This window comes from Bradyrhizobium sp. CSS354, from assembly GCF_029051725.1.
In the GTDB taxonomy this organism is placed as follows: Bacteria; Pseudomonadota; Alphaproteobacteria; order Rhizobiales; family Xanthobacteraceae; genus Bradyrhizobium.
The window spans coordinates 511,294-531,615 of the sequence record NZ_JAACFU010000001.1 but is presented as its reverse complement, the minus strand read 5'-3'; the positions used below and the strand labels follow the sequence as shown (position 1 = coordinate 531,615).

The 20,322-nt window shown below is 65.0% G+C and carries 19 protein-coding genes; 8 read left to right on the top strand and 11 right to left on the bottom strand.

Going from position 1 to position 20,322, the window contains the following annotated elements; all coding sequences use genetic code 11:
* Window positions 1-29: 29 nt before the first annotated feature.
* From GWG67_RS02625 to GWG67_RS02590, 8 genes are all read left to right on the top strand, one after another.
* On the top strand, window positions 30-1,061 hold the full coding sequence (locus tag GWG67_RS02625; protein ID WP_275167582.1) for an ABC transporter permease: 1,032 nt from the start codon (window positions 30-32) through the stop codon (window positions 1,059-1,061).
* Window positions 1,058-1,906, top strand: coding sequence for an ABC transporter permease (locus GWG67_RS02620; RefSeq protein ID WP_007608569.1), 849 nt, complete (start codon window positions 1,058-1,060; stop codon window positions 1,904-1,906). The genes GWG67_RS02625 and GWG67_RS02620 overlap by 4 nt, the downstream gene beginning before the upstream one ends.
* A complete protein-coding gene (gene nikE / locus GWG67_RS02615; protein ID WP_275167581.1) occupies window positions 1,903-3,573 on the top strand; it encodes an ABC transporter ATP-binding protein in 1,671 nt (556 codons plus the stop codon). Before GWG67_RS02620 ends, nikE begins: the two co-directional genes overlap by 4 nt.
* Window positions 3,574-3,714: 141 nt before the next feature.
* The gene (locus GWG67_RS02610) at window positions 3,715-5,316 is read left to right on the top strand and encodes an ABC transporter substrate-binding protein (RefSeq protein ID WP_275167580.1); all 1,602 of its coding nucleotides are present in this window, start codon (window positions 3,715-3,717) and stop codon (window positions 5,314-5,316) included.
* Between the two features lie 17 nt (window positions 5,317-5,333).
* The gene (locus GWG67_RS02605; RefSeq protein WP_106942294.1) at window positions 5,334-6,275 is read left to right on the top strand and encodes an ABC transporter permease; all 942 of its coding nucleotides are present in this window, start codon (window positions 5,334-5,336) and stop codon (window positions 6,273-6,275) included.
* Window positions 6,272-7,195, top strand: coding sequence for an ABC transporter permease (locus GWG67_RS02600; RefSeq protein WP_275167579.1), 924 nt, complete (start codon window positions 6,272-6,274; stop codon window positions 7,193-7,195). The genes GWG67_RS02605 and GWG67_RS02600 overlap by 4 nt, the downstream gene beginning before the upstream one ends.
* A gap of 19 nt (window positions 7,196-7,214) precedes the next feature.
* Window positions 7,215-8,204: an ABC transporter ATP-binding protein gene (locus GWG67_RS02595; RefSeq protein WP_275167578.1), complete on the top strand. Its 990-nt coding sequence runs from the start codon at window positions 7,215-7,217 to the stop codon at window positions 8,202-8,204.
* On the top strand, window positions 8,201-9,193 hold the full coding sequence (locus GWG67_RS02590) for an ABC transporter ATP-binding protein (RefSeq protein WP_275167577.1): 993 nt from the start codon (window positions 8,201-8,203) through the stop codon (window positions 9,191-9,193). Before GWG67_RS02595 ends, GWG67_RS02590 begins: the two co-directional genes overlap by 4 nt.
* A gap of 176 nt (window positions 9,194-9,369) precedes the next feature.
* On the opposite strand, the gene GWG67_RS02585 is transcribed toward GWG67_RS02590, so the two are convergent.
* From GWG67_RS02585 to GWG67_RS02535, 11 genes are all read right to left on the bottom strand, one after another.
* Window positions 9,370-9,657 carry a YciI family protein gene (locus tag GWG67_RS02585; protein WP_275167576.1) on the bottom strand — a complete coding sequence of 96 codons (288 nt, stop codon included), beginning with the start codon at window positions 9,655-9,657 and terminating at the stop codon, window positions 9,370-9,372.
* Window positions 9,658-9,737: 80 nt separating this feature from the next.
* Window positions 9,738-10,712, bottom strand: coding sequence for a sugar ABC transporter substrate-binding protein (locus GWG67_RS02580; protein WP_275167575.1), 975 nt, complete (start codon window positions 10,710-10,712; stop codon window positions 9,738-9,740).
* 42 nt (window positions 10,713-10,754) lie between these two features.
* Window positions 10,755-11,732: an ABC transporter permease gene (locus GWG67_RS02575; RefSeq protein ID WP_275167574.1), complete on the bottom strand. Its 978-nt coding sequence runs from the start codon at window positions 11,730-11,732 to the stop codon at window positions 10,755-10,757.
* Window positions 11,729-12,679, bottom strand: coding sequence for an ABC transporter permease (locus GWG67_RS02570; RefSeq protein WP_275167573.1), 951 nt, complete (start codon window positions 12,677-12,679; stop codon window positions 11,729-11,731). Before GWG67_RS02570 ends, GWG67_RS02575 begins: the two co-directional genes overlap by 4 nt.
* Window positions 12,672-14,198 (bottom strand): sugar ABC transporter ATP-binding protein, encoded by a 1,527-nt coding sequence (locus tag GWG67_RS02565; RefSeq protein ID WP_275167572.1) that lies wholly within the window; start codon window positions 14,196-14,198, stop codon window positions 12,672-12,674. The genes GWG67_RS02570 and GWG67_RS02565 overlap by 8 nt, the downstream gene beginning before the upstream one ends.
* Window positions 14,195-15,589 carry an FAD-linked oxidase C-terminal domain-containing protein gene (locus GWG67_RS02560; protein WP_275167571.1) on the bottom strand — a complete coding sequence of 465 codons (1,395 nt, stop codon included), beginning with the start codon at window positions 15,587-15,589 and terminating at the stop codon, window positions 14,195-14,197. The genes GWG67_RS02565 and GWG67_RS02560 overlap by 4 nt, the downstream gene beginning before the upstream one ends.
* Window positions 15,590-15,637: 48 nt before the next feature.
* The gene (locus GWG67_RS02555; protein WP_275167570.1) at window positions 15,638-16,522 is read right to left on the bottom strand and encodes an intradiol ring-cleavage dioxygenase; all 885 of its coding nucleotides are present in this window, start codon (window positions 16,520-16,522) and stop codon (window positions 15,638-15,640) included.
* Between the two features lie 15 nt (window positions 16,523-16,537).
* Window positions 16,538-17,440, bottom strand: a complete 903-nt coding sequence (locus tag GWG67_RS02550) for an NAD(P)-dependent oxidoreductase (RefSeq protein WP_275167569.1) — start codon at window positions 17,438-17,440, stop codon at window positions 16,538-16,540.
* 20 nt (window positions 17,441-17,460) lie between these two features.
* Entirely contained in the window at window positions 17,461-18,834 is a 1,374-nt protein-coding gene (locus GWG67_RS02545) for an amidohydrolase family protein (protein ID WP_275167568.1), read from the bottom strand.
* A gap of 4 nt (window positions 18,835-18,838) precedes the next feature.
* A complete protein-coding gene (locus GWG67_RS02540) occupies window positions 18,839-19,918 on the bottom strand; it encodes a maleylacetate reductase (RefSeq protein ID WP_275167567.1) in 1,080 nt (359 codons plus the stop codon).
* Complete coding sequence (locus GWG67_RS02535; RefSeq protein ID WP_018458706.1) at window positions 19,915-20,238, bottom strand: Dabb family protein; 324 nt, start codon at window positions 20,236-20,238, stop codon at window positions 19,915-19,917. Before GWG67_RS02535 ends, GWG67_RS02540 begins: the two co-directional genes overlap by 4 nt.
* Window positions 20,239-20,322 lie beyond the last annotated feature (84 nt).

Sequence of the window (20,322 nt, the reverse complement as noted above, 5' to 3'; positions counted from 1 at the left end):
TGTCCGCAAGCCAGAGGCTCTGAAAGGTGATGACCGGACTTGGTGCCACGGTGGCGCGGGCGGGGAGGCGGCTTCTGTCGTCGCTGCCGGCGTTGTTCGGCGTGCTGGTCTTCACCTTTCTGCTGATGCGGGTCCTCCCCGGAGATCCCGCGGTGTTCTTCGCCTCGGGGCCCAATGCCGGCAAGGAGGAGATCGAGCAGATCCGCAAACAGATGGGGCTCGACAAGTCGGTGCCGGAGCAGCTCGTGTTCTATCTGTCCGACATCGGCCGCGGCAATCTGGGCCGCTCCATGATGACGGGGCAGCCGGTGCTCAAAGATTTGCGCGAGCGTTTGCCGGCCTCGCTCGAACTCACTTTCACGGCGCTCCTGATCGCGCTGATCGCGGCGGTGCCGCTCGGCGTGATCGCAGCCTTGAAGCCGGGATCGCTGGTCGATCACGGCGTGCGACTGTTCTGTGCGCTCGGCGTCTGCGTGCCGACCTTCGTCTCGGGCCTGCTGCTGATCTATGTGTTCTACTATCTGCTCGGTCTTGCGCCTGATCCGACCGGGCGGATTGACGTCTTCACCTCGCTGCCGCCGCAGCGCACCGGGTTCCTGTCGATCGATTTCCTGCTCGCGGGCGACATCGAGGGCTGGTGGGCGGCCTGCAAGCAATTGATCCTGCCAGCGGTGAGCATGGCCCTGTTCGTGATCGCGCCGTTGGCGCGAATCACGCGTGCTTCGATGCTGGTCTCGCTCGGCAGCGATTTCGTGCGCACCGCGCGCTCGGTCGGATTATCCTGGCAGAAGGTCGTCGTCACCTATGCGCTGCGCAATGCGATCCTTCCCGTCATCACCATTGCCGGCATCGTGTTCTCGACCATGCTTGGCGCGAACGTCCTGGTGGAGAAGGTGTTCTCCTGGCCGGGCGTCGCCTCCTACGCGCTCGATGCGCTGCTGTCGTCCGACTATGCGCCGGTCCAGGGTTTCGTGTTGCTGATGGCTGGCATCTTCGTGCTGGTCAATCTCGTGGTCGACATCTGCTACGGCATCGCCGATCCCAGGGTGTCGATCGGATGACGAGCGCAACCCTCCGCCATTCGGTCTGGATTTTGCGCGGCAACCCGCTGACCGGTGTCGCCGCGGCGGGTGTCCTGCTGTTTGTCCTGGTCGCGATCTTCGGACCGTGGCTGGTGCCCTATGATCCCGTCGTCTCCAATGTCTCGGAGGCCCTGCAGCCGCCGAGCGCGGCGCATCTAGCCGGCACCGACCAGCTCGGGCGCGACGTGTTCAGCCGCCTCGTCGTTGCGGCCCGCCTCGACCTTGCCATCGCGGTCTCGGCGGTCGGAATCTCCTTCGTGATCGGCGCCGTCGTAGGCTCTTTCTGCGGCTATGCCGGCGGCAGGCTCGACCGTTCGGTGGGCCGTTTCGTCGACGTCATGATGGCCTTTCCGCTGTTCGTGCTGGCCATGGCGATGGTTGCGGCGCTCGGCAACCGGATCGAGAACATCGTGATCGCGACCGCGATCATCAATCTTCCCTTCTACATCCGCTTCGCGCGCGCCGAGGTCAACGTCCGGCGCAATGTCGGCTGGGTGGAGGCGGCGCGATCCTGCGGCGAGAGCCATTTCTCGGTGGTGCTGCGCTTCCTGCTGCCGAACATCCTGCCGGCGATGGCGGTGCAGATCTCGCTCAACCTCGGCTGGGCCATTCTCAATGCGGCCGGCCTGTCGTTCATCGGCCTCGGCGTCAAGCCGCCGACGCCGGAATGGGGCATCATGGTCGCGGAGGGGGCGCGCTTCATCTCGACGGGGCGGTGGTGGCTGGTGGCCTTTCCGGGCCTCGCGCTGATGATGGCCGTGCTGTGCTTCAACCTCCTCGGTGACGGGATGCGGGACATTCTCGATCCGCGCATGCGCACATGAGCGAGATGCTCCTCGAGATTGACGATCTCCACGTCTCGTTCTCGACACGGCGTGGACTGGTCGAGGCCGTGCGCGGCGTCACGCTCGCGGTCGAGGCCGGCGAAATGCTCGGCCTCGTCGGCGAGAGCGGATCGGGCAAGTCGGTTACCGGATTTGCCACAACGCGACTCCTGGATTCAGCCGGGCGCGTCACTCGCGGAAGAATCCTGTTTCGCGGGCAGGATGTGACAAAACTCAGGGGCGACGATCTCCGTCAGCTCCAGGGCGCCGCGATGTCGATGATCTTCCAGAACCCGCGGGCGGCGCTCAATCCGATCCGCGCGATCGGCCTGCAGATTGCCGACGCGATCCTCACGCACAAGCGGATATCGAAGGATGCCGCCCGCGCCGAGGCGCGGGAGCTGTTGCGCGCCGTCCAGATCCGCGATCCGGAAACGCGGATGAACGCCTATCCGCACGAACTCTCCGGCGGCATGTGTCAACGCGTCATGATCGCGATTGCGATTTCCTGCAATCCCGCGCTGTTGATCGCCGATGAGCCGACGACCGGCCTCGACGTCACCACGCAGAAAGTGGTGATGGATCTCCTGGCGGAGATTGCCGCCGCGCGCGGCATGGCCACGATCCTGATCACGCACGATCTCGGGTTAGCGGCGCGATATTGTCGTGGTATCGCGGTGATGGAGCGCGGCCGCATCGTCGAAGAGGCAAGTCCCAGGACGCTGTTCGGCGCGCCGCAGCACGCCTATACCAGGCGTCTGGTGGCGGCGTCGCCGACTGCGACCTCCCAAATCGAGGACCTCGTGACGGAAGAGGAGCGGGAGCGCCATGCGGCTGTCGTCAGCAGGCCCAGGCAGGAGCTCGCCCACGGAACTCCGCCGCTGCTGGAAGTGCGCAAGCTCGCAAAACGCTTCGACGAGGGCGCTGCGGCGGTGGCGGACTTCTCGATGACGATGGCCGGCGGCGAGAGCGTCGGCCTCGTCGGCGAATCCGGCTCCGGCAAGAGCACGACGTCGCGGATGATCTGCCGCCTGATCGACCCGAGCGAAGGCGAGATCGTGTTCGACGGGCAGTCGATCGGCCACGTGGCGTCGCGCGACTTCCATCGCTCGCGCTTCCGCAAAGACATCCAGATGGTGTTCCAGGATCCGAACGAGAGCCTCAACCCGCGCTTCACCGCCTTCGATTGCATCGCCCATCCCTTGATGCGGCTCGACGGCATGCGTGGGGGCGATGCGCTGCGCAAGCGGGTGGAAGACTGCGCCGATCGTGTGGGGCTGCCGCTGGATCTGTTGCCGCGCTTTCCGCATCAGCTCTCCGGCGGCCAGAAGGCGCGCGTCGGAATCGCTCGCGCCATCGCCTGCCGGCCGCGGCTCCTGGTGCTGGACGAGCCGACCGCCGCGCTCGACGTCTCCGTGCAGGCGGTGGTGCTGCAACTGCTCGACCGCCTGCGGCGCGAGAACGACATCGCGCTGCTGTTCGTCAGCCACGACCTCAACGTGGTGCGCATGCTCTGCGACCGCACCATCGTGCTGCGCAATGGCGGCATCGTGGAGCAAGGCGAGAGCCGGGCGCTGTTCGACAATCCCAAGACCGATTACACGCGCAAGCTGGTCGAGGCGATCCCGCATATCGAGACCGGCCCGGTACTGGCGGCCGCGCTTTGAGGTCTCGACCGGTCCAAATGGTGCGGATCTCCCGCTGGCGAAGGCCCGGTTAGTGGCATACCATTTGCACGCCAATGAGCTCTGGTTTCACCTGTTCTTGGCCAACGATGGCCGGCATCACGGCACTATTGGGAGGATTACATGGATCGCAGGACCGTATTGAAGGGACTGGCCGGCGCGGGCGGTCTGGCATTGAGCGGCCTTTCGGCCCCGGCGATCGCACAAGGCGCCTCCGCGCGCACCCTGCGCTTCGTGCCGCAAGCAAATCTCGCCAATTTCGACCCGATCTGGGGCACGCAATATGTCGTGCGCAATGCCGCCGCGCTGGTCTGGGATACGCTCTACGGCGTCGATTCTGCGCTCCAGCCCCAGCGGCAGATGGTCGAATCCGAGGAAGTGACCGACGATGGCACCACCTGGACGTTCAAATTGCGGCCGGGACTCAAATTCCATGATGGCGAGCCGGTGCGGAGCAAGGACGTCGTTGCGAGTCTCACCCGCTGGGCAGCGCGCGATCCGATGGGGCTGATGCTCAAGGCGCTGCAGCAGGAGCTCACCGCTGTCGACGATCGCACTTTCAAATGGGTGCTGAAGCAGCCGTTCCCGAAAATGCTCTATGCGCTTGGCAAGAACAACTCGCCTTGCGCCTTCATCATGCCGGAGCGCATTGCGCAGACCGACCCGTTCAAGCAGATCGGCGATTATGTCGGCTCGGGGCCGATGAAGTTCGCCAAGGGCGAATGGGTCCCCGGCGCGAAAGCCGTGTTCGAGAAGTTCGCCGACTATTTGCCGCGGCAGGAAAAGTCGTCGTGGCTCGCTGGCGGCAAGCAGATGCTGATCGACCGCGTCGAATGGATCGTGATGCCGGATCCGGCGACCGCTGCGGCCGCGTTGCAGAACGGCGAGATCGACTGGTGGGAGAACCCGATCGCGGACCTCGTCCCGGTCCTGAAGAAGAACAAGAACGTCAGCGTCGACATCGGCGACCCCCTCGGCAATGTCGGCTCGTTCCGCATGAACTTCCTGTATCCGCCCTTCAACGACGTGCGGGCGCGGCGCGCAGTGCTGATGGCGATGAGCCAGGAAGACTATATGCGTGCGCTCGTCGGCGACGATAATTCGCTGTGGAAGCCGCTCCCCGGCTTCTTCACGCCGGATACGCCGCTCTACACCGAGGCGGGCGGCGAGGTCCTCAAGGGCAAGCGCGATCTCGACGCTGCCAAGAAGCTGCTCGCCGAGAGCGGTTATTCCGGCCAGCCGGTGACGTGTCTGGTGGCGCAGGATCAGCCGATCACCAAGGCGTTCGGCGATGTGACCGCCGATCTCTTGAAGAAGCTCGGTATGAATGTCGACTTCGTCGCGACCGATTGGGGTACGGTCGGCTCCCGCCGCGCGCAGAAGACGCCGCCTGGACAGGGGGGCTGGAACATGTTCCACACCTGGCATGCGGGTTCGGACTGCATCAATCCGGCGCCCTATACCGCCATTCGCGCCAACGGCGACAAGGCCTGGTTCGGCTGGCCGAACAGCCCCGGCACCGAGAAGGAGGTCACGTCCTGGTTCGAGGCCAAGAACCTCGACGAGGAGAAGGCCGCGGTCGCTCGCCTCAACAAGGTCGCGCTCGAGGACGTCGTCTACGCGCCGACCGGCTTCTTCCTCAGCTACACGGCCTGGCGCAAGAACGTCTCCGGCATCACGAAAGGGCCGCTGCCGTTCTTCTGGGGCGTGTCGAAATCCGCATGACCTTGCGCTGAAGCCAGATGCTCTCCTACATCCTCCGGCGTATCGCCTCGACCTTGCCAGTGATGGCGATCGTCGCGCTGTTCGTGTTCAGCCTGCTCTACATCGCGCCGGGGGATCCCGCCGTGGTGATCGCGGGCGATCAGGCAAGTCCGGAGGATGTGGAGCGCATCCGTCAGAGCCTCGGCCTCGATCGACCCTTCCTGATCCAGTTCGGCAGCTGGGTCTGGCGCATTCTGCACGGCGATCTCGGCACCTCGATCTTCACCAATCTGCCGGTCTCGACCATGATCGGGCAGCGTCTCGGGCCGACGCTGTCGCTGATGATGGTCACGCTCCTGCTCACTATCGTGGTCGCGGTGCCGCTCGGCGTGCTGGCGGCGTGGAAGGCGGGAAGCCTGATCGACCGGGCGATCATGGCCTTTGCCGTGTTCGGCTTCTCGCTCCCGGTCTTCGTCGTCGGCTATGTCCTCGCTTACGTCTTCGCGCTGGAGCTCGAATGGCTTCCGGTGCAAGGCTATACGCCGCTCGCCCAGGGCTTCTGGCCCTGGCTTCAAAACCTGATCCTGCCGGCGATCGCGCTCGGCTGTGTCTACATCGCGCTGATCGCGCGTATCACGCGCGCCACCATGCTCGAAGTGCTGCAGCAGGATTATATCCGCACCGCGCGCGCCAAGGGCCTCGGGCAGGGTGGCATCCTGTTCGTCCACGCGCTGAAGAACGCGGCGGTGCCGATCGTCACGGTGATCGGGATCGGCATCGCGCTCCTGATCGGTGGCGCGGTCGTCACCGAAAGCGTGTTCGCGATTCCCGGCCTCGGCCGGCTCACGATCGACGCGATCCTGCGCCGCGATTATCCCGTCATCCAGGGCATCGTGCTGCTGTTCAGCTTCGTCTACGTCCTCGTCAATCTGATGATCGACGTCACCTATACGCTCGTTGACCCGAGGATCCGCTATTGACCGACACGGCCGTCAATCCGCAAGCGCTGCCGGCGGGCTTCGTCCTCGCGCCGCAACTGCCTGAGATCCTCCGGCCGGTCACGATTCGGCGCGGCTTCATCGGGCTGCTGCGCGGCCATCCCACCGTTGCCATCGGCGGCACGTTGCTGCTGATCCTCGTCCTGATCGCGATCTTTGCGCCTTATCTTGGAACGGTGGATCCGACCGCACTTGCGCCGGCCAAGCGCACCCGCGCACCGTCGGCCCTTTACTGGTTTGGCACCGACGTCCTCGGCCGCGACATCTATTCACGCGTGCTGTTCGGCGCGCGCGTCTCGCTCACCGTCGGGCTCTCGGTTGCGATCTTCGCCTCCGCGGTCGGTCTTGCCATCGGCATCGTCTCCGGTTTCATCCGTTGGGCCGACGGCATCTTGATGCGCTTCATGGACGGCCTGATGTCGATCCCGCCGATCCTGCTGGCGATCGCGCTGATGGCGTTGACACGCGGCAGCGTCGGCAACGTCATCCTGGCGATCACCGTCGCCGAGATTCCGCGGGTTTCCCGTCTTGTCCGTAGTGTCGTGCTGTCGCTGCGCGAGCAGCCTTACGTGGATGCGGCGGTGGCCTGCGGCACGCGCACACCGATGATCATCCTGCGCCACATCCTGCCCAATACGGTGGCGCCGATGCTGGTGCAGGCGACTTACATTTGTGCCAGTGCGATGATCACGGAGGCGATCCTGTCCTTCATCGGCGCGGGAACGCCACCGACCATTCCGTCCTGGGGCAACATCATGGCCGAGGGGCGGGCGCTTTGGCAGGTCAAGCCATACATCGTGTTCTTTCCGGCGGCCTTCCTGTCCGTCACCGTGCTCGCCGTCAACCTGCTCGGCGATGGCCTTCGCGATGCGCTCGATCCGCGCATGGCCAAGAGCCTCTGATAGTGAGGGGCTGATCGCGATGGCACTGCTCGAAGTCGAGAATTTGCAAACACACTTCCGCACGCCCAGCGGCATCAACCGCGCGGTGGACGGCGTGTCGTTCCATGTCAACGAGGGCGAGACGCTCGCCATCGTCGGCGAGTCCGGCTGCGGCAAGTCGGTGACATCGATGTCGCTGATGCGGCTGATCCCGGAACCGCCGGGCAGGATCGCCGGCAGCATCCGCTTCGCGGGCAAGGACCTGCTGCGAATGTCGGATCGCGAGATGCGCGCGATCCGCGGCAACGACATCTCGATGATTTTTCAGGAGCCGATGACCAGCCTCAACCCGGTCCTGACTGTCGGCCGCCAGATCCGGGAAACGCTGATGATCCACCAGGGCCTGGACAAGCAGGCCGCGGAGGCGCACGCGATCGAGATGTTGATTCTGGTCGGCATTCCCGAGCCGAAGCGGCGTGTGCGCGAATATCCGCATCAGCTCTCCGGCGGCATGCGCCAGCGCGTCATGATCGCCATTGCACTCGCCTGCAATCCAAAGCTTCTGATTGCCGACGAGCCGACCACCGCGCTCGACGTGACGATCCAGGCGCAGATCCTGAAATTGATGCTGGATCTCAAGCACCGGGTTGGCGCGGCGATCATCCTGATCACCCACGATCTCGGCGTGGTCGCCGAGATCGCCGAACGCGTCATGGTCATGTACGCGGGCCGCAAAGTCGAGGAAGCGCCGGTGGCGGACCTGTTCCGTTCGCCGCGTCATCCCTATACGCAGGGCCTGCTCGGCGCAGTGCCGCGGCTCGGCTCGTCGCTGACGGGCACCGCGAGGCGGCTTGCAGAGATCCCGGGGCAGGTACCTGATCTGCGCAAGCCCATTGTCGGTTGCGTCTTCGCCGGACGTTGCGCGCTCGCGACCGATCTTTGCCGGCAGTACGCGCCGGGGCTCGAAGAGAAGGGGCCACGTCACGTCGCGGCCTGCCACTATGCGGCCAAGGGAGCGGTCGCGGCATGAGCCCCCCGCTGCTCCAGGTCAACGACCTCAAGAAACACTTTCCGGTCAAAAAGGGCATGTTCAGCCGCAAGTCCGAATGGGTCTATGCGGTGGACGGCGTGTCGTTCGAAATCGCGCGCGGCGAGACGCTGTCGCTGGTCGGCGAGTCCGGCTGCGGTAAATCGACGGTCGGCCGTGCGATCCTGCGACTGTTCGACATCACGTCAGGGCAGGTCATCCTCGACGGCCAGCGCATCGACGACGCCCATCCGAGCACGATGCGCCAGATGCGCCGCCGCGTGCAGGTGGTGTTCCAGGACCCGTTCTCGAGCCTCAATCCGCGCATGCGCGTGCGCGACATCCTGGCGGAGCCGATCCGCAATTTCGGCCTCGCCAAATCCGCGATCGACCTCGAAACCCGCGTGACGGCGCTGATGGACACCGTGCGCCTGCCGCGCGAGGCGCTGAATCGCAGGCCGCACGAATTCTCCGGCGGCCAGCGCCAGCGCATCGGCATCGCACGCGCACTCGCGGCCGAGCCCGAGCTGATCGTCTGCGACGAGGCAGTCTCGGCGCTCGACGTCTCGGTCAAGGCACAGATCGTCAATCTGCTGCAGGATCTCCAGCGCGAGTTCGGCCTGGCGCTGCTGTTCATCAGCCACGACCTCGCGATCGTCGAGCACATGACCCATCGCGTCGCCGTGATGTATCTCGGCAAGATCGTCGAGGTGGCGCCGCGCTACGAGATCTTCGCCGCGCCAAAGCATCCCTACACCAAGGCGTTGCTTTCGGCGGTGCCACTGCCGGAGCCGGGTGCCCAGCGCAATCCGATCATCCTCAAGGGCGACGTGCCGAGCCCGATTAACCCGCCGAGCGGATGCCGCTTCCACACCCGTTGCCCGCTCGTGTTCGATCGCTGCCGGACCGAGGAGCCGACATTGCGCGCGGCTGGACCCGAGCAGTGGGTGGCCTGTCATCTCGAAGAAGCTGCGGCGGTGGCGAGCGGCTAGCCGTTGGGCGGGCGGCAAAGCTCTGGATTGAGGTGCAGGGGCGACACTCGGGCGAGGATGCCACTCTGCTCCTGTTTTGCCCGACGAGTCAAAAGCGTTTGCGACGAAAATTCATGTGTAAAAACAACCTCATTCTACTGTGCATGGGGTTGTTTTCGCGTTTTTGTTAGCCGCCTTCAACCTTGGCGGCGCAGGAAGCCCGTGATCGTGACCTTGTCCCAGATGTCGGCCGCGGCAAACGGATCGGCTCGGTTGAAGGCTTCCACTTCAGCGCGGCTTTGGGCTTCGATCAGGAACAGGCTGCCGATCATCCTCTCGCCGTCGTCGGAGACCAACGGCCCCGACATCACGATCTTGACGCCGAAGCGCGAGGTGTCGCTCAGGAAAGCCTTGTGGGCGTCGTAATTGGCGAGCCGGGTCGGCAGTGCGCCGGCGCGGTCGAGGGCGTGAATGGCGAACAGCATGATGGTCTCCGTTTATGTCTCGTTTTCTTGGGACGGCCGCGGCTGCGGCCGTCCGGGCTTGTCGTGATGGGTGCGCTTGGTTACTTGCCGCCAAGCTTGCTGGCTTCCTCGAAAGTCGGGCAGCTGCGTTGCTCCAGCGGCACGTCGAACGGCTGGTAATTGTCCTTGGTGATGACGGTTGGCCTCAGCACGATCTCTGCGATGACGGGCTGGTTACGCAAGGAGCGGATCGCCATCATGGTGCCAAGGCAGCCTTGGAAAAATCCGTTGTAGTCACCGCTCGCGAGCAGCTTGCCGGACTTGATCGCGTCGATCGCTTCCTTGGTGCCATTGATGCCGATTACCTGCGCCTTGCGGTTGGCGCCGTCGAGCGCCTCGATCGCGCCGACGGCCATGGCGTCGTTAGAGGCGAGCACCCCGTCGATCTGAGCGTTCGACTGCATCAGATTCTCCATCACCTGGAGCGCCTGGAGCCGTTGATAGTTGCCGGGCTGCGAGGCCAGCAGTTTCGCACCGGCATTTTCCTTCAGCGCGTCGTTGAAGCCGCGGACCCGGTCGACATTGGTCAGCGAGCCCTTGACGCCCTCGATGATGACGATGTTGCCCTTGCCGCCCAGCGTCTTGAGCAGGAAGCGCGCGGTCTCGAGCCCGAGGCTGTAATCGTCGGCGCCGACGAAGGACAGGAACTTGCCGCCGGCGGAGCGATCAGTGATGTTGACGACGGGGATCTTGGCGTCGTTGATCTTCTCGACACCCGGTACCATCGCCTTGTAGTCGACCGGCGTGAAGACGATGGCGCTCGGCTTCTTCACCACGACGTCCTCGATCTGGCTGAGCTGCTCGGGAATGCTGTCGGGCTTGGTCGGGATATACTGCAGCGTCTTCGCGTTCAGCGTCTTCGCCATGTTGTCCGCGCCGACCCGCACCGTCTGGAAGAACGGATTGGTCTGGTTCTTGGTAAAGACGGCGATAGTCTCGCCGTCGGCTCGCGCTTGCGTGGTGAGCGCGGCCGCCATCAGCAGCGGCAGCGCCAAATAACCCAGTTTCTGTTTCATGTTGCCTCCATCCCTCGTTTTGCTTGTTGGTCGTTCAAGAACTCATTGCGCGCGGCGCCGGGTCTTCACGTCGAGCCAGACCGCGAGAATGACGATGATGCCGGTGACCAGCGGCTGCCAGTTGGCGCTGACCGACAAGAGGTTCATGCCGTTCAGCACCAGCGTCAGGATCAGCGCGCCGATGAAGGTGCCGAAGACAGTACCGACGCCGCCGAACAGCGAGGTGCCGCCGATCAGCACGGCGGCGATCGCGGGCAGCGTCAGGCTTTCGCCGATGTCGGCCTCGGCCGAATTGAGCCGCGACAGGAAGATGATCGAGGCGAGCCCGGCCATGGTGCCGGAGACGGCGTAGACCAGCAGCAGGCGGCGCGCGACTGGAATGCCGGAGAGCCGTGCCGCGACCGGATTGGCGCCGATCGCATAGATTTCCTGGCCCCAGATCGTTCGTTGCGCAAACAGCGTTCCGATCCCGAGGAACACCAGCAGCAGGTAGACCGGGATCGGCAGGCCGAACAGATAGCCGCTGCCGATCTGGCGGAAGCCGGCCGGGAAGCCGTGAAGCGTTTCGCCCGCCATGTACCAATAGGTGAGGCCGTTCAGCACCCAGAGCATGCCGTAGGTGGCGATGAAGGAGGGGATGCGAAGCGCGGTGACCATGATGCCGTTGAGGAGGCCAACGATGCCGCCGCAGGCAAGTCCGGTGAGGATGCCGAGCGCCGGCGAGCCGGTCTTGTGGATCACGGTCCCGGCGATGCAGGCCGACAGCGCGACATTGGCGCCGACGGAGAGATCGAGGCCCGCGGTCAGCACCACCAGGGTCAGGCCGGAGGCGATGAAGAAGGTCAGGCTCGCCTGCCTGAGCACATTGAGGATGTTGCCGAGGCTCAGGAAGGAATCGCTGAGCACGGCGAGCACCGCACAGATCAGCAGCGCCGCAAGCAGCCGATAGAACAATTGGATCGCGTCCTGCGACAGGAACGAGCGGGGCGGCGCGACGGCCTCTTTGCTGATGTCGGTCATGCGCGGCTCCTGAGACCATCGAGGAACAGCGCGACGATGACGAGGACACCGACGCTTGCGACTTGCACCGAGGACGGCAGCGAGATCAGGTTCAGTCCGTTGCGCAGCACGCCCACGGATAGCACGCCGAGCACCGTGCCGAGCAACCAGCCATTGCCGCGCTCGAACGACGTGCCGCCGACGGCAACGGCCGCGATCGCATCGAATTCGAGACCGAGGCCCGCGGTTGGATGCCCGGAATTCATGCGCGCCGTCATCAGCAGGCCCGCGATGCCGGCCATGGCGCCACCGATCGCATAGACCGCGATCAGCAGCCGGTTGGGTGACAGGCCGGCATAGCGCAGCGCCTCCCGGTTGCCGCCGAGCGCGAAGATGTAGGTGCCGAATCGGGTGTGATAGAGCAGGCCGTGAAACGCTGCATAGGTCACCAGCGCCATCACGATCGGCACTGGGACACCAAGAAGCGTCGCCGAATAGATGTCGCGCACGCTGTGGGGGATGCCGACCACGCTCTGGCCGTCGCTGACGATCAGCGAAAGGCCCTGCGCCATGCCGAGCGTGCCGAGCGTGGCGACAAAGGGCGGGATGCCCACGATGGCAACCAGCCAGCCGTTGGCGAAGCCGAAGGCCGTGCCGACGAGGAGCCCGGCACCGAGGCCGAGCAACATCGAGTGGGTGGCGAGCGAGATAATCGCGACGCAGAGCGAGGTCAGCGTCAGCACCGCGCCCATCGACAGGTCGAGCCCCTCGGTCATGATGATCAAGGTCATCGGCAGCGCGAGCATGGTCAGGATCGTCGACTGCACCAGCACGTTGGAGAGGTTGGCGACCGACAGGAAGCCGGGCGCGATCGTGCTGAACAGCGCGATCAGCAGCACCAGCACGATGGCAACGCCGGGAATGCGTTGCAGCGGATTCGGTTGTGAAACGACCGTGGCCTCACGCATGATGCATCCCCAGTCGCACGATGTTCTCCTCTGTCAGCTCGTTGCGCGCGAGGTGCCCGGCGATGCGCCCCTCGCGCATCACATAGGCGCGGTCGCAGACATGGCAGATCTCGACCTGTTCGGACGAGATCATCAGCGCCGCCGCGCCCTCCGCGACAAGGCGATCAATGAGGGCAAAGATTTCTGCCTTGGCGCCGATGTCGATGCCCCGGGTCGGTTCATCGAAGATAAAGAGTTTTGAGCCGGCGGCGAGCCACTTGCCGATCACGACCTTCTGCTGATTGCCGCCCGAAAGCAGGCCGACGGTCTGGCGTGCGCCCGGCGTCGCAATGCGCAACTGCCGGATCAGGCCGTCGGCAGTGCGCTGTGCCCGGCGCTGGTCGAACAGACCGCTCGGGAACAGCTTTCGCAACGCCGACACCACCAGATTGTCCCCCACCGACCGCAACAGCGCGAGACCCTCGCTCTTGCGGCTCTCCGGGATCAGCGCGATGCCGCGGCGGGCGGCAAGATCAGGCTCGCCGGAGATGGTCTTGCCGTCGAAGACAATCTCGCCTGAGGTCACGGGATCCGCGCCGAAGATCGCACGCGCGACCTCGCTACGACCCGAGCCGACCAGGCCACACAGGCCGACGATCTCGCCGCGGCGCACCTCGATGTTGATGTCCGAGATTCCGGTGGAGGCGCTCAGGCCCTTGACCTCGAGCAGGACTTCGCCGGGCTTGTCGGCAAAATTGCGCGGATAGGTCATGTCGACGTTGCGACCGACCATCATGCGGACGAGCTGGTCCGGCGTGACGTCGGCCGGGCGAACGCCGTCGATGCGACGACCGTCGCGCAGCACGGTGATGCGGTCGCCGAGCGCGAACACCTCCGCCATGCGGTGCGAGATGTAGACGATGGAAACGCCGTCGGCCTTCAGCCGCGCGATCAGCGCGAACAGCAGCTCAGTCTCGCGATCGGACAGCGCCGCGGTCGGTTCGTCCATCACGAGGATGCGGGCGTTCTGGCTGATCGCTTTGGCGATCTCGACCATCTGCTGCTGCGCCACCCCCAGCTTGTCGACGACGGTGGAGGGATCGATCTCGAACCCGATCATGCCAAGCACACGCCTGGCGTCGGCGAGAATCTTGCTGCGGTCGATCGTGCCAGGGATGCGGCCCTTCGGCTCGCGGCCGAGGAAAATGTTCTGGGCGATATCGAGATGGGGCACGAGCGAGAATTCCTGGAAGATCACGGCAATGCCGAGCTTCTGCGCGTCCGCGGCCGAGTTGATCGCGACCGGCTCGCCCTTGTAGTAGAATTCGCCTGCATCGGCGCGATAGGCGCCGCACAGCACCTTCATCAGGCTCGACTTGCCGGCGCCGTTCTCGCCCAGCAACATGTGGACTTCGCCGGGGAAGACGGCAAAGGACACATCGTCCAGCGCCTTTACACCGGGAAACTCCTTGCTGATGCCGCGCAGCTCCAGCAGCGGCGTGGAGACGGCGGGCTCGACGGCCAATGCGGCGGTGCTCATGCGCGCGCTCCGCTTGCAAAGATCTTCCCGGGATTCATCAGTCCGTCAGGGTCGAGCGCAGTCTTGATCGACCGCATCACATCGACGGCCTCGCCGAGCTCGTCGGTGAGATAGTCGATCTTGCCGAGCCCGATGCCGTGCTCGCCGGTGCAGGTGCCGTCCATGGCAATGGCGCGGGCGACCATCCGGGCCTGAAGCGCCTTGGCGCCTTCGACTTCCTCCGGCCTGGCGGGATCGATCAGGATCAGCATGTGGAAATTGCCGTCGCCGACATGGCCGACGATAGGCGCCGTAAAACCGTGCTCGTCCGCGTCGCGCCGGGTCTCCGTGAGGCATTCCGCCAGCCGCGAGATCGGCACGCAGACATCGGTGATCACGGCGCGCGCGCCGGGGCGGAGGCCCAGGCCCGCATAGAGCGTGTTGTCGCGGGCGTGCCAGAGCCGGCTGCGATCCTCCGGTGCCTTGGCCCAGGCAAAGCCGTGACCGCCATGGTCGGCGGCGATTGCCTCTGCGGCCTCGGCCTGCTCGGCGACGGAGCTCTCGGAGCCATGGAATTCGAAGAACAGGGTCGGGGCTTCGCGATAGCCGAGCTTCGCATAGGCGTTGATGCCGCGCATCATGACGTCGTCGAGCAACTCGATTCGCGCCACGGGGATCGCGGATTGGATCACGGAGATCGCGGTGTCCACGGCGTTGTGCAGGCTGTCGAAGCTGCAAACCGCGGCCGAGATGGCCTGCGGGACGGGATGCACCTTCAGCGTGATCTCGGTGATGACACCGAGCGTGCCCTCGGCGCCGACGAACATGCGGGTCAGATCGTAACCGGCGGCTGACTTGCGCGCGCGCCTGGCGGTCCGGATCACGCGGCCGTCGGCCAGCACCACCTCCAGCGCCATGACGTTGTCCTTCATGGTGCCGTAGCGCACCGCCATGGTGCCGGAGGCGCGCGTGGACGTCATGCCGCCGATCGAGGCGTCGGCGCCGGGATCGATCGGAAAGAAAAGTCCGGTGCCTCGCAGCTCCGCATTGAGCTGCTTTCGCGTGATCCCGGGCTGCACGACGACATCCATATCGCTGTCGTGCACCGTCAGCACCTTGTTCATACGTGCGAAGTCGAAGCAGACGCCGCCCGCGACCGCGGCCGCATTGCCTTCGAGCGAGGTCCCGGCGCCGAACGGCACGATGGGCATATTCGCGCCCGCGCACAGCCTGACGATCTCCGCGACCTCCTGCGTGGTTTCAGGGAAGACGACGATGTCGGGCGGCAGGTTGCGATAATGCGACTCGCTCTGCCCATGCTGATCGAGCACGCTACGCGCGACGCTCGCGCGCGGGCCGATCATGCCTGTGAGGCGATCGGCCAATATGCTCGTGCTGACCCGCGGTCCCATCCTTGCTCCCTGTCTGCCTTGTCGTCGGACTCTCGTTTGTCGTTCAGCTTATGCGGCTCTTGCGTTGCTCGCGACCTGCTTCAGGCCGAAATCATAGTTGAGATGATAATATTCGCTGTCCACCATGCGACCATCGGGCGCACGGCCTGGCGGGCACCGCACAAATTCTCGAATCAAGCTGTCCTTGACGCCGAACACCACATCGCTGTCGAGATACTGGTCGCCGGCCACGAACACATGGGTCACGAGTTGCTCGAAGCCAGGCGCTGAAATCATGAAATGCACGTGCGCCGGGCGCCATGGATGGCGGCCCTGGACCGCCAGCATGTCGCCGACCGTGCCGTCATGCGGGATCGGATAGGCAGCCGGCTTGATCGACCAGAAATTGAAGCGGCCGTTCTGGTCGGTGTGGAAACGCGCGCGCATCGCAAGATCGCCGATCTTGTCGAGTTGCTGCACGTCGTAATAGCCATCATCGTCGGAATGCCAGACATCCACGACGGCGCCGGCGAGCGGCCGTCCGTCGACGGTCGACACCGATCCGGTGACGAGCATCGGATCGCCTTCCTTGGGACCGGAGATGTCAGCGCCGTTGTCTTTCTCGGGCGACGCCTGCACGAAGAACGGACCGAGCACTGTGGTCTCGGTCGCGCCTTCCGGCACCGGATGGTTGATCGCGTCGACCAGCATGGAGACGCCGAGCGCGTCCGACAGCAGGATAAACTCCTGGCGCTTGTCGTCGCACATGTGGCCGGTGCGGGTCAGGAAGTCGATGCCGTATTCCCATTCCTTCTGGGTCGGTCGCACCTCGCGGACGAAGGCATGAAGGTGGCGCACCAGCGCTTCGCTGACCTGCTTGATCCGCTGATCGGTTGCGCCCGCGATCCGCTCCAGCACGGCGTCGGTGATGGTGTTCTCGTTGAAGTTACGCATAGATGCCTCCGTGAATCAGAGTTTGGGCTCGCCGAGGCCGGACAGCCGCTCGATGTGCTTAACAGTCGCGATGAAATCGGCGTCGCCGTCGCCCTGCGCGACCAGCGAGCCATAGGTCTCCCGCACTTGGGCTGCGAGCTGAAGCGGCACGCCGACGGTGTGGCCGGCGCCGAGGATCAGATCGAGATCCTTGGCCATCTGCCTGCAGGAGAAGGTCGATTCGAAATCGCGGTTGCGCAGCGGCGCGGTCTTGTATTTCACCATCGGTGAGGCGACCGCGCTATCGTCGAGAACTTTCAGAATATCCTGCCAGCCGATGCCGCCCTTGCGCGCCAGCGCCAGGCTCTCCGCCATCATGGCGGCCGATACCGCGATCATCAGATTGACCGCAAGCTTCGCATATCGCGCTTCCTCGCCAGGTCCGAGATAGGTCTGGGCGCGGGTGAAGGCGGCGAACAGCGGCTTTGCGTTTTCGTAGGCGTCCTTCGGGCCCGAGACGAAGCAGCTCAGGGCGCCGGTGTGGACGATGCTGGCATTGCCCGAGACCGGCGCACGCAGGTAGAGGACACCGCGCGCCTGGGCGGCGGCGTCGACCTCTGCGGAAGCCTCGATGCTCACGGTGCTGGTCTCGATCAGGACAGATCCAGCAGCCATCGCGGCGATGAGGCCGGTGGGGCCGAGCAATGCGCCGCGCAAGGCCGCGTCATCGGGCAAGGACGTGACGATCGTGGCCTTGCCGTCGACGGCCTGGGCCGGTGAAGCGGCAATCGAAATGCCCTGCGCGCGCGCCTCGTCGAGCCGTGCGGCGCTCCGGTCGAACGCGGTCACAGCATAACCGGCCTTGGCGACGAGCACCGACATCGGCAGGCCCATCTTGCCGATCCCGATGAAAGCGATGTTCTTCGAAAAAGCTGTCATTGTTGTTGTCCTTGACGCCCTCAGGCGGCGTGTCCCTGTCGTTCGATGTCCTGCACCAGCCGCCGGCCGGATTGCACGAGCAGTTGCTTTTTTGCCTCCAGACCGTCGGCCAGCAGCCAACCATTCCGCTTCTTCCAGACGCCGCCGATCATGACGGCCTCGATATTGGCAAGGCTCGTCTGCATCACCACGGTGGAAACGGGATCGTGCACCGGGACGAGGTTGAGATCGGAGCAATCGATGATGACGAGGTCGGCGAGCTTGCCCGGCGTCAGCGAGCCGATCTGGCCCTCGCGACCGAGCATGCGGGCGCCTTCCGCTGTGATCCAGCGCAGCGCCTCGCGGACGGGGATCGTGGTCGTCGCCGGAATGGCGCCGCTGGCCTTGCGCGACTCGGCGTTGTCGAGTGCCCGCTGCATCGAGAGCGCAACGCGCGCGGCGGAGAGGAGGTCGCCGGCGAGCACGGATTCCAGATCGATGCCGATGGTCGGCCGCACGCCCCGCTTGAGCAGCCGTCCGGTGATCGGAAAGCCGTGGCCCTGGATCATTTCGTTCTCCGGCGTCACCGAGAAGGAGACGCCGAGATCGACCATCCGTTCGAGGAGATCATCAGGCAGGTCATTGCCGTGGACGATGTTGACGCCGGAGCCGACGAGGCCGGCCCCGATCAGCTTCTCCCAGCCGCCAGGCGTCTTGGCGGGACCACCGCCCTGATGCATCGAGGCGATCAGCTTGAGCTCGCGCGCCATGCGGAAATCGTGCATGGCGACGTCGAGCGTCGAATAGTGCGGGCCAAGGATCGCGAGCCCAAGCGTGACGAGGCCGTCGCGGTCGGCGAGGGGCCCCGCCAGCAGTCGCTCGACCTCACGGCGTGGATGCGGGATCTCCGAGAAGTGCGGTTCGCCCGGTTTCGGCTCGGGCTTGGGCGAGCCGTGGAAGAAGGCCGCGCGGATACCGCTCTCGATCAGGCCGCGGACGGCGGCGTCGGTATGATCGGGCGTCGGATTGTTGTGGCACCAGTCGACCAGCGTGGTGGTGCCGTGGTTGATCTGGTTCAGCGCGCCCACCAAGGTGGCGATATGGATGTCCTCGGGCCGGAAGACCGTTGCGAGCCCAGCATGCATGCGGCGGAAATATTCCAGCAGCGTCCAGTTGGCAGCATAGCCGCGTAAGCCCGTCTGCCAGGTGTGCATATGGGCGTTGATCAGGCCGGGGATGACGATGCGCCCGGTGCCGTCGATGATCTCGGCCTCAGTCGCGCCGCTGCCAAGATCTATCGATGGGCGCACGTCAACGATGCGGCTCCCCTCGATCAGCACATCGCTGTCAGGCAGATCGCCGATCGCGTCATCCATGCTGATGACGACCGCGGATTTGATCAGCGTGCGCCGCATCGAATCAGACCGCCGCTTTGATAGCGTCGGGCGGCTCGCCGGCCCAGGCGTGCGCGATCAGGTCGCGGATGGCGTTGCGTTCCAGCGGGCGCGGGTTCCAGTAGGCGTTGGTGACCGCGAGATCCGCGGCCTTGTCGATACCGCTTTCGGGCATGCCGATGTCGCGCAATGCGACCTTCGCACCCAGCCGCTTCGCGAGCTCGAAAAGTCCTTGCGATGCATCGGCGGCGCCGATTGCGCGTGAGATCCGCGCCATCGCATCGGGCACGGCCGGGGCGTTGTAGGCCAGCGCATGCGGCAGCACGATGGTATGGGTCTCGGCATGCGGCAGGTCGAAGGTGCCGCCGAGCGTGTGGCAGAGCTTATGATGCAGCGCCATGCCGACGGTGCCGAGGCAGACGCCGCACAGCCAGGCGCCATAGAGCGCTTCGGTGCGAGCCTCGCGATCGTCACCCTTGGCGGCGATGGCGGGCAGGGCACGTGCCAACGCGCGAATGCCTTCTTCCGCCATCAGCGACGTGACCGGATTGGTGTCGCGCGCGTAGAGCGCTTCGGCCGCATGCGCGATTGCGTTGATGCCTGATGTCGCGGCCAGGCTCGCCGGCAGACTCAAAGTGAGCTCGACATCGTAGATCACGGTCTCCGGCAGGATGGCGGCGTCGCGTACCGTTGTCTTCAGGCCGTTCTCGGTCTGGCCTACGATCGGCGTCATCTCCGAGCCGGCATAAGTGGTGGGAATGCAGAGCTGGTTGATTCCGGTGCGCAGGGCCAGCGCCTTGCCAAGTCCGGTCGTGGATCCGCCACCGAGGGAAATGACGCAGTCGGCCTCGCAGGCCTTCATCGCCGCGAGCGCCCGCTCCGTGACCTCGACCGGCGTGTGCATGGTCGCGCCCGGAAAGATGCCGGCGTAAAGCGGACCGAGCGCCGCGCCCAAGCTTTTGCCCTGCGCCTCCTGATGCGGCGTCGTCAGCACCAGCGCGCGCTTGCCGCCGAGACGCTCGACCTCGGCCTTGGCCGAGGCAAGCGTTCCGCTGCCGAACACGACGCGGCAGGGCAGGTTTTCAAAGGTGAACGTACCGATCATGCGCCGGTCTCTTTGATGGGATAATCGACCTGGAAGCGTCCGATCCGCAAGTCGCCCAGCGCCTCGCGCACGCGCAAATGTTCCGGGTGGGTGGCATAGGCCGCGAGCGCAGCGTGGTCGGTGAATTCGGAGAACAGAACGACGTCGCAGGCGTAGTCGACATCGCTGACATCGAGGCCGACCTCGATATGGGTGAGGCCGTCGATCCGGCCGCGCAGCCCCTCGAACAGGGTCTTGACCTTGACCCGGGCGGCGGAACGCTCGGCTGGCGTCTCCCCGCGCAGCCGCCACATCACGATGTGCCTGATCGGGCCCGACATTTCCCTGTTTCCTCGCCTGCTATCTTGCTTGTGTTTAGGCTATTTTGACTTGCGGGATGCGGAAATAAAGATCAATAATCGTAA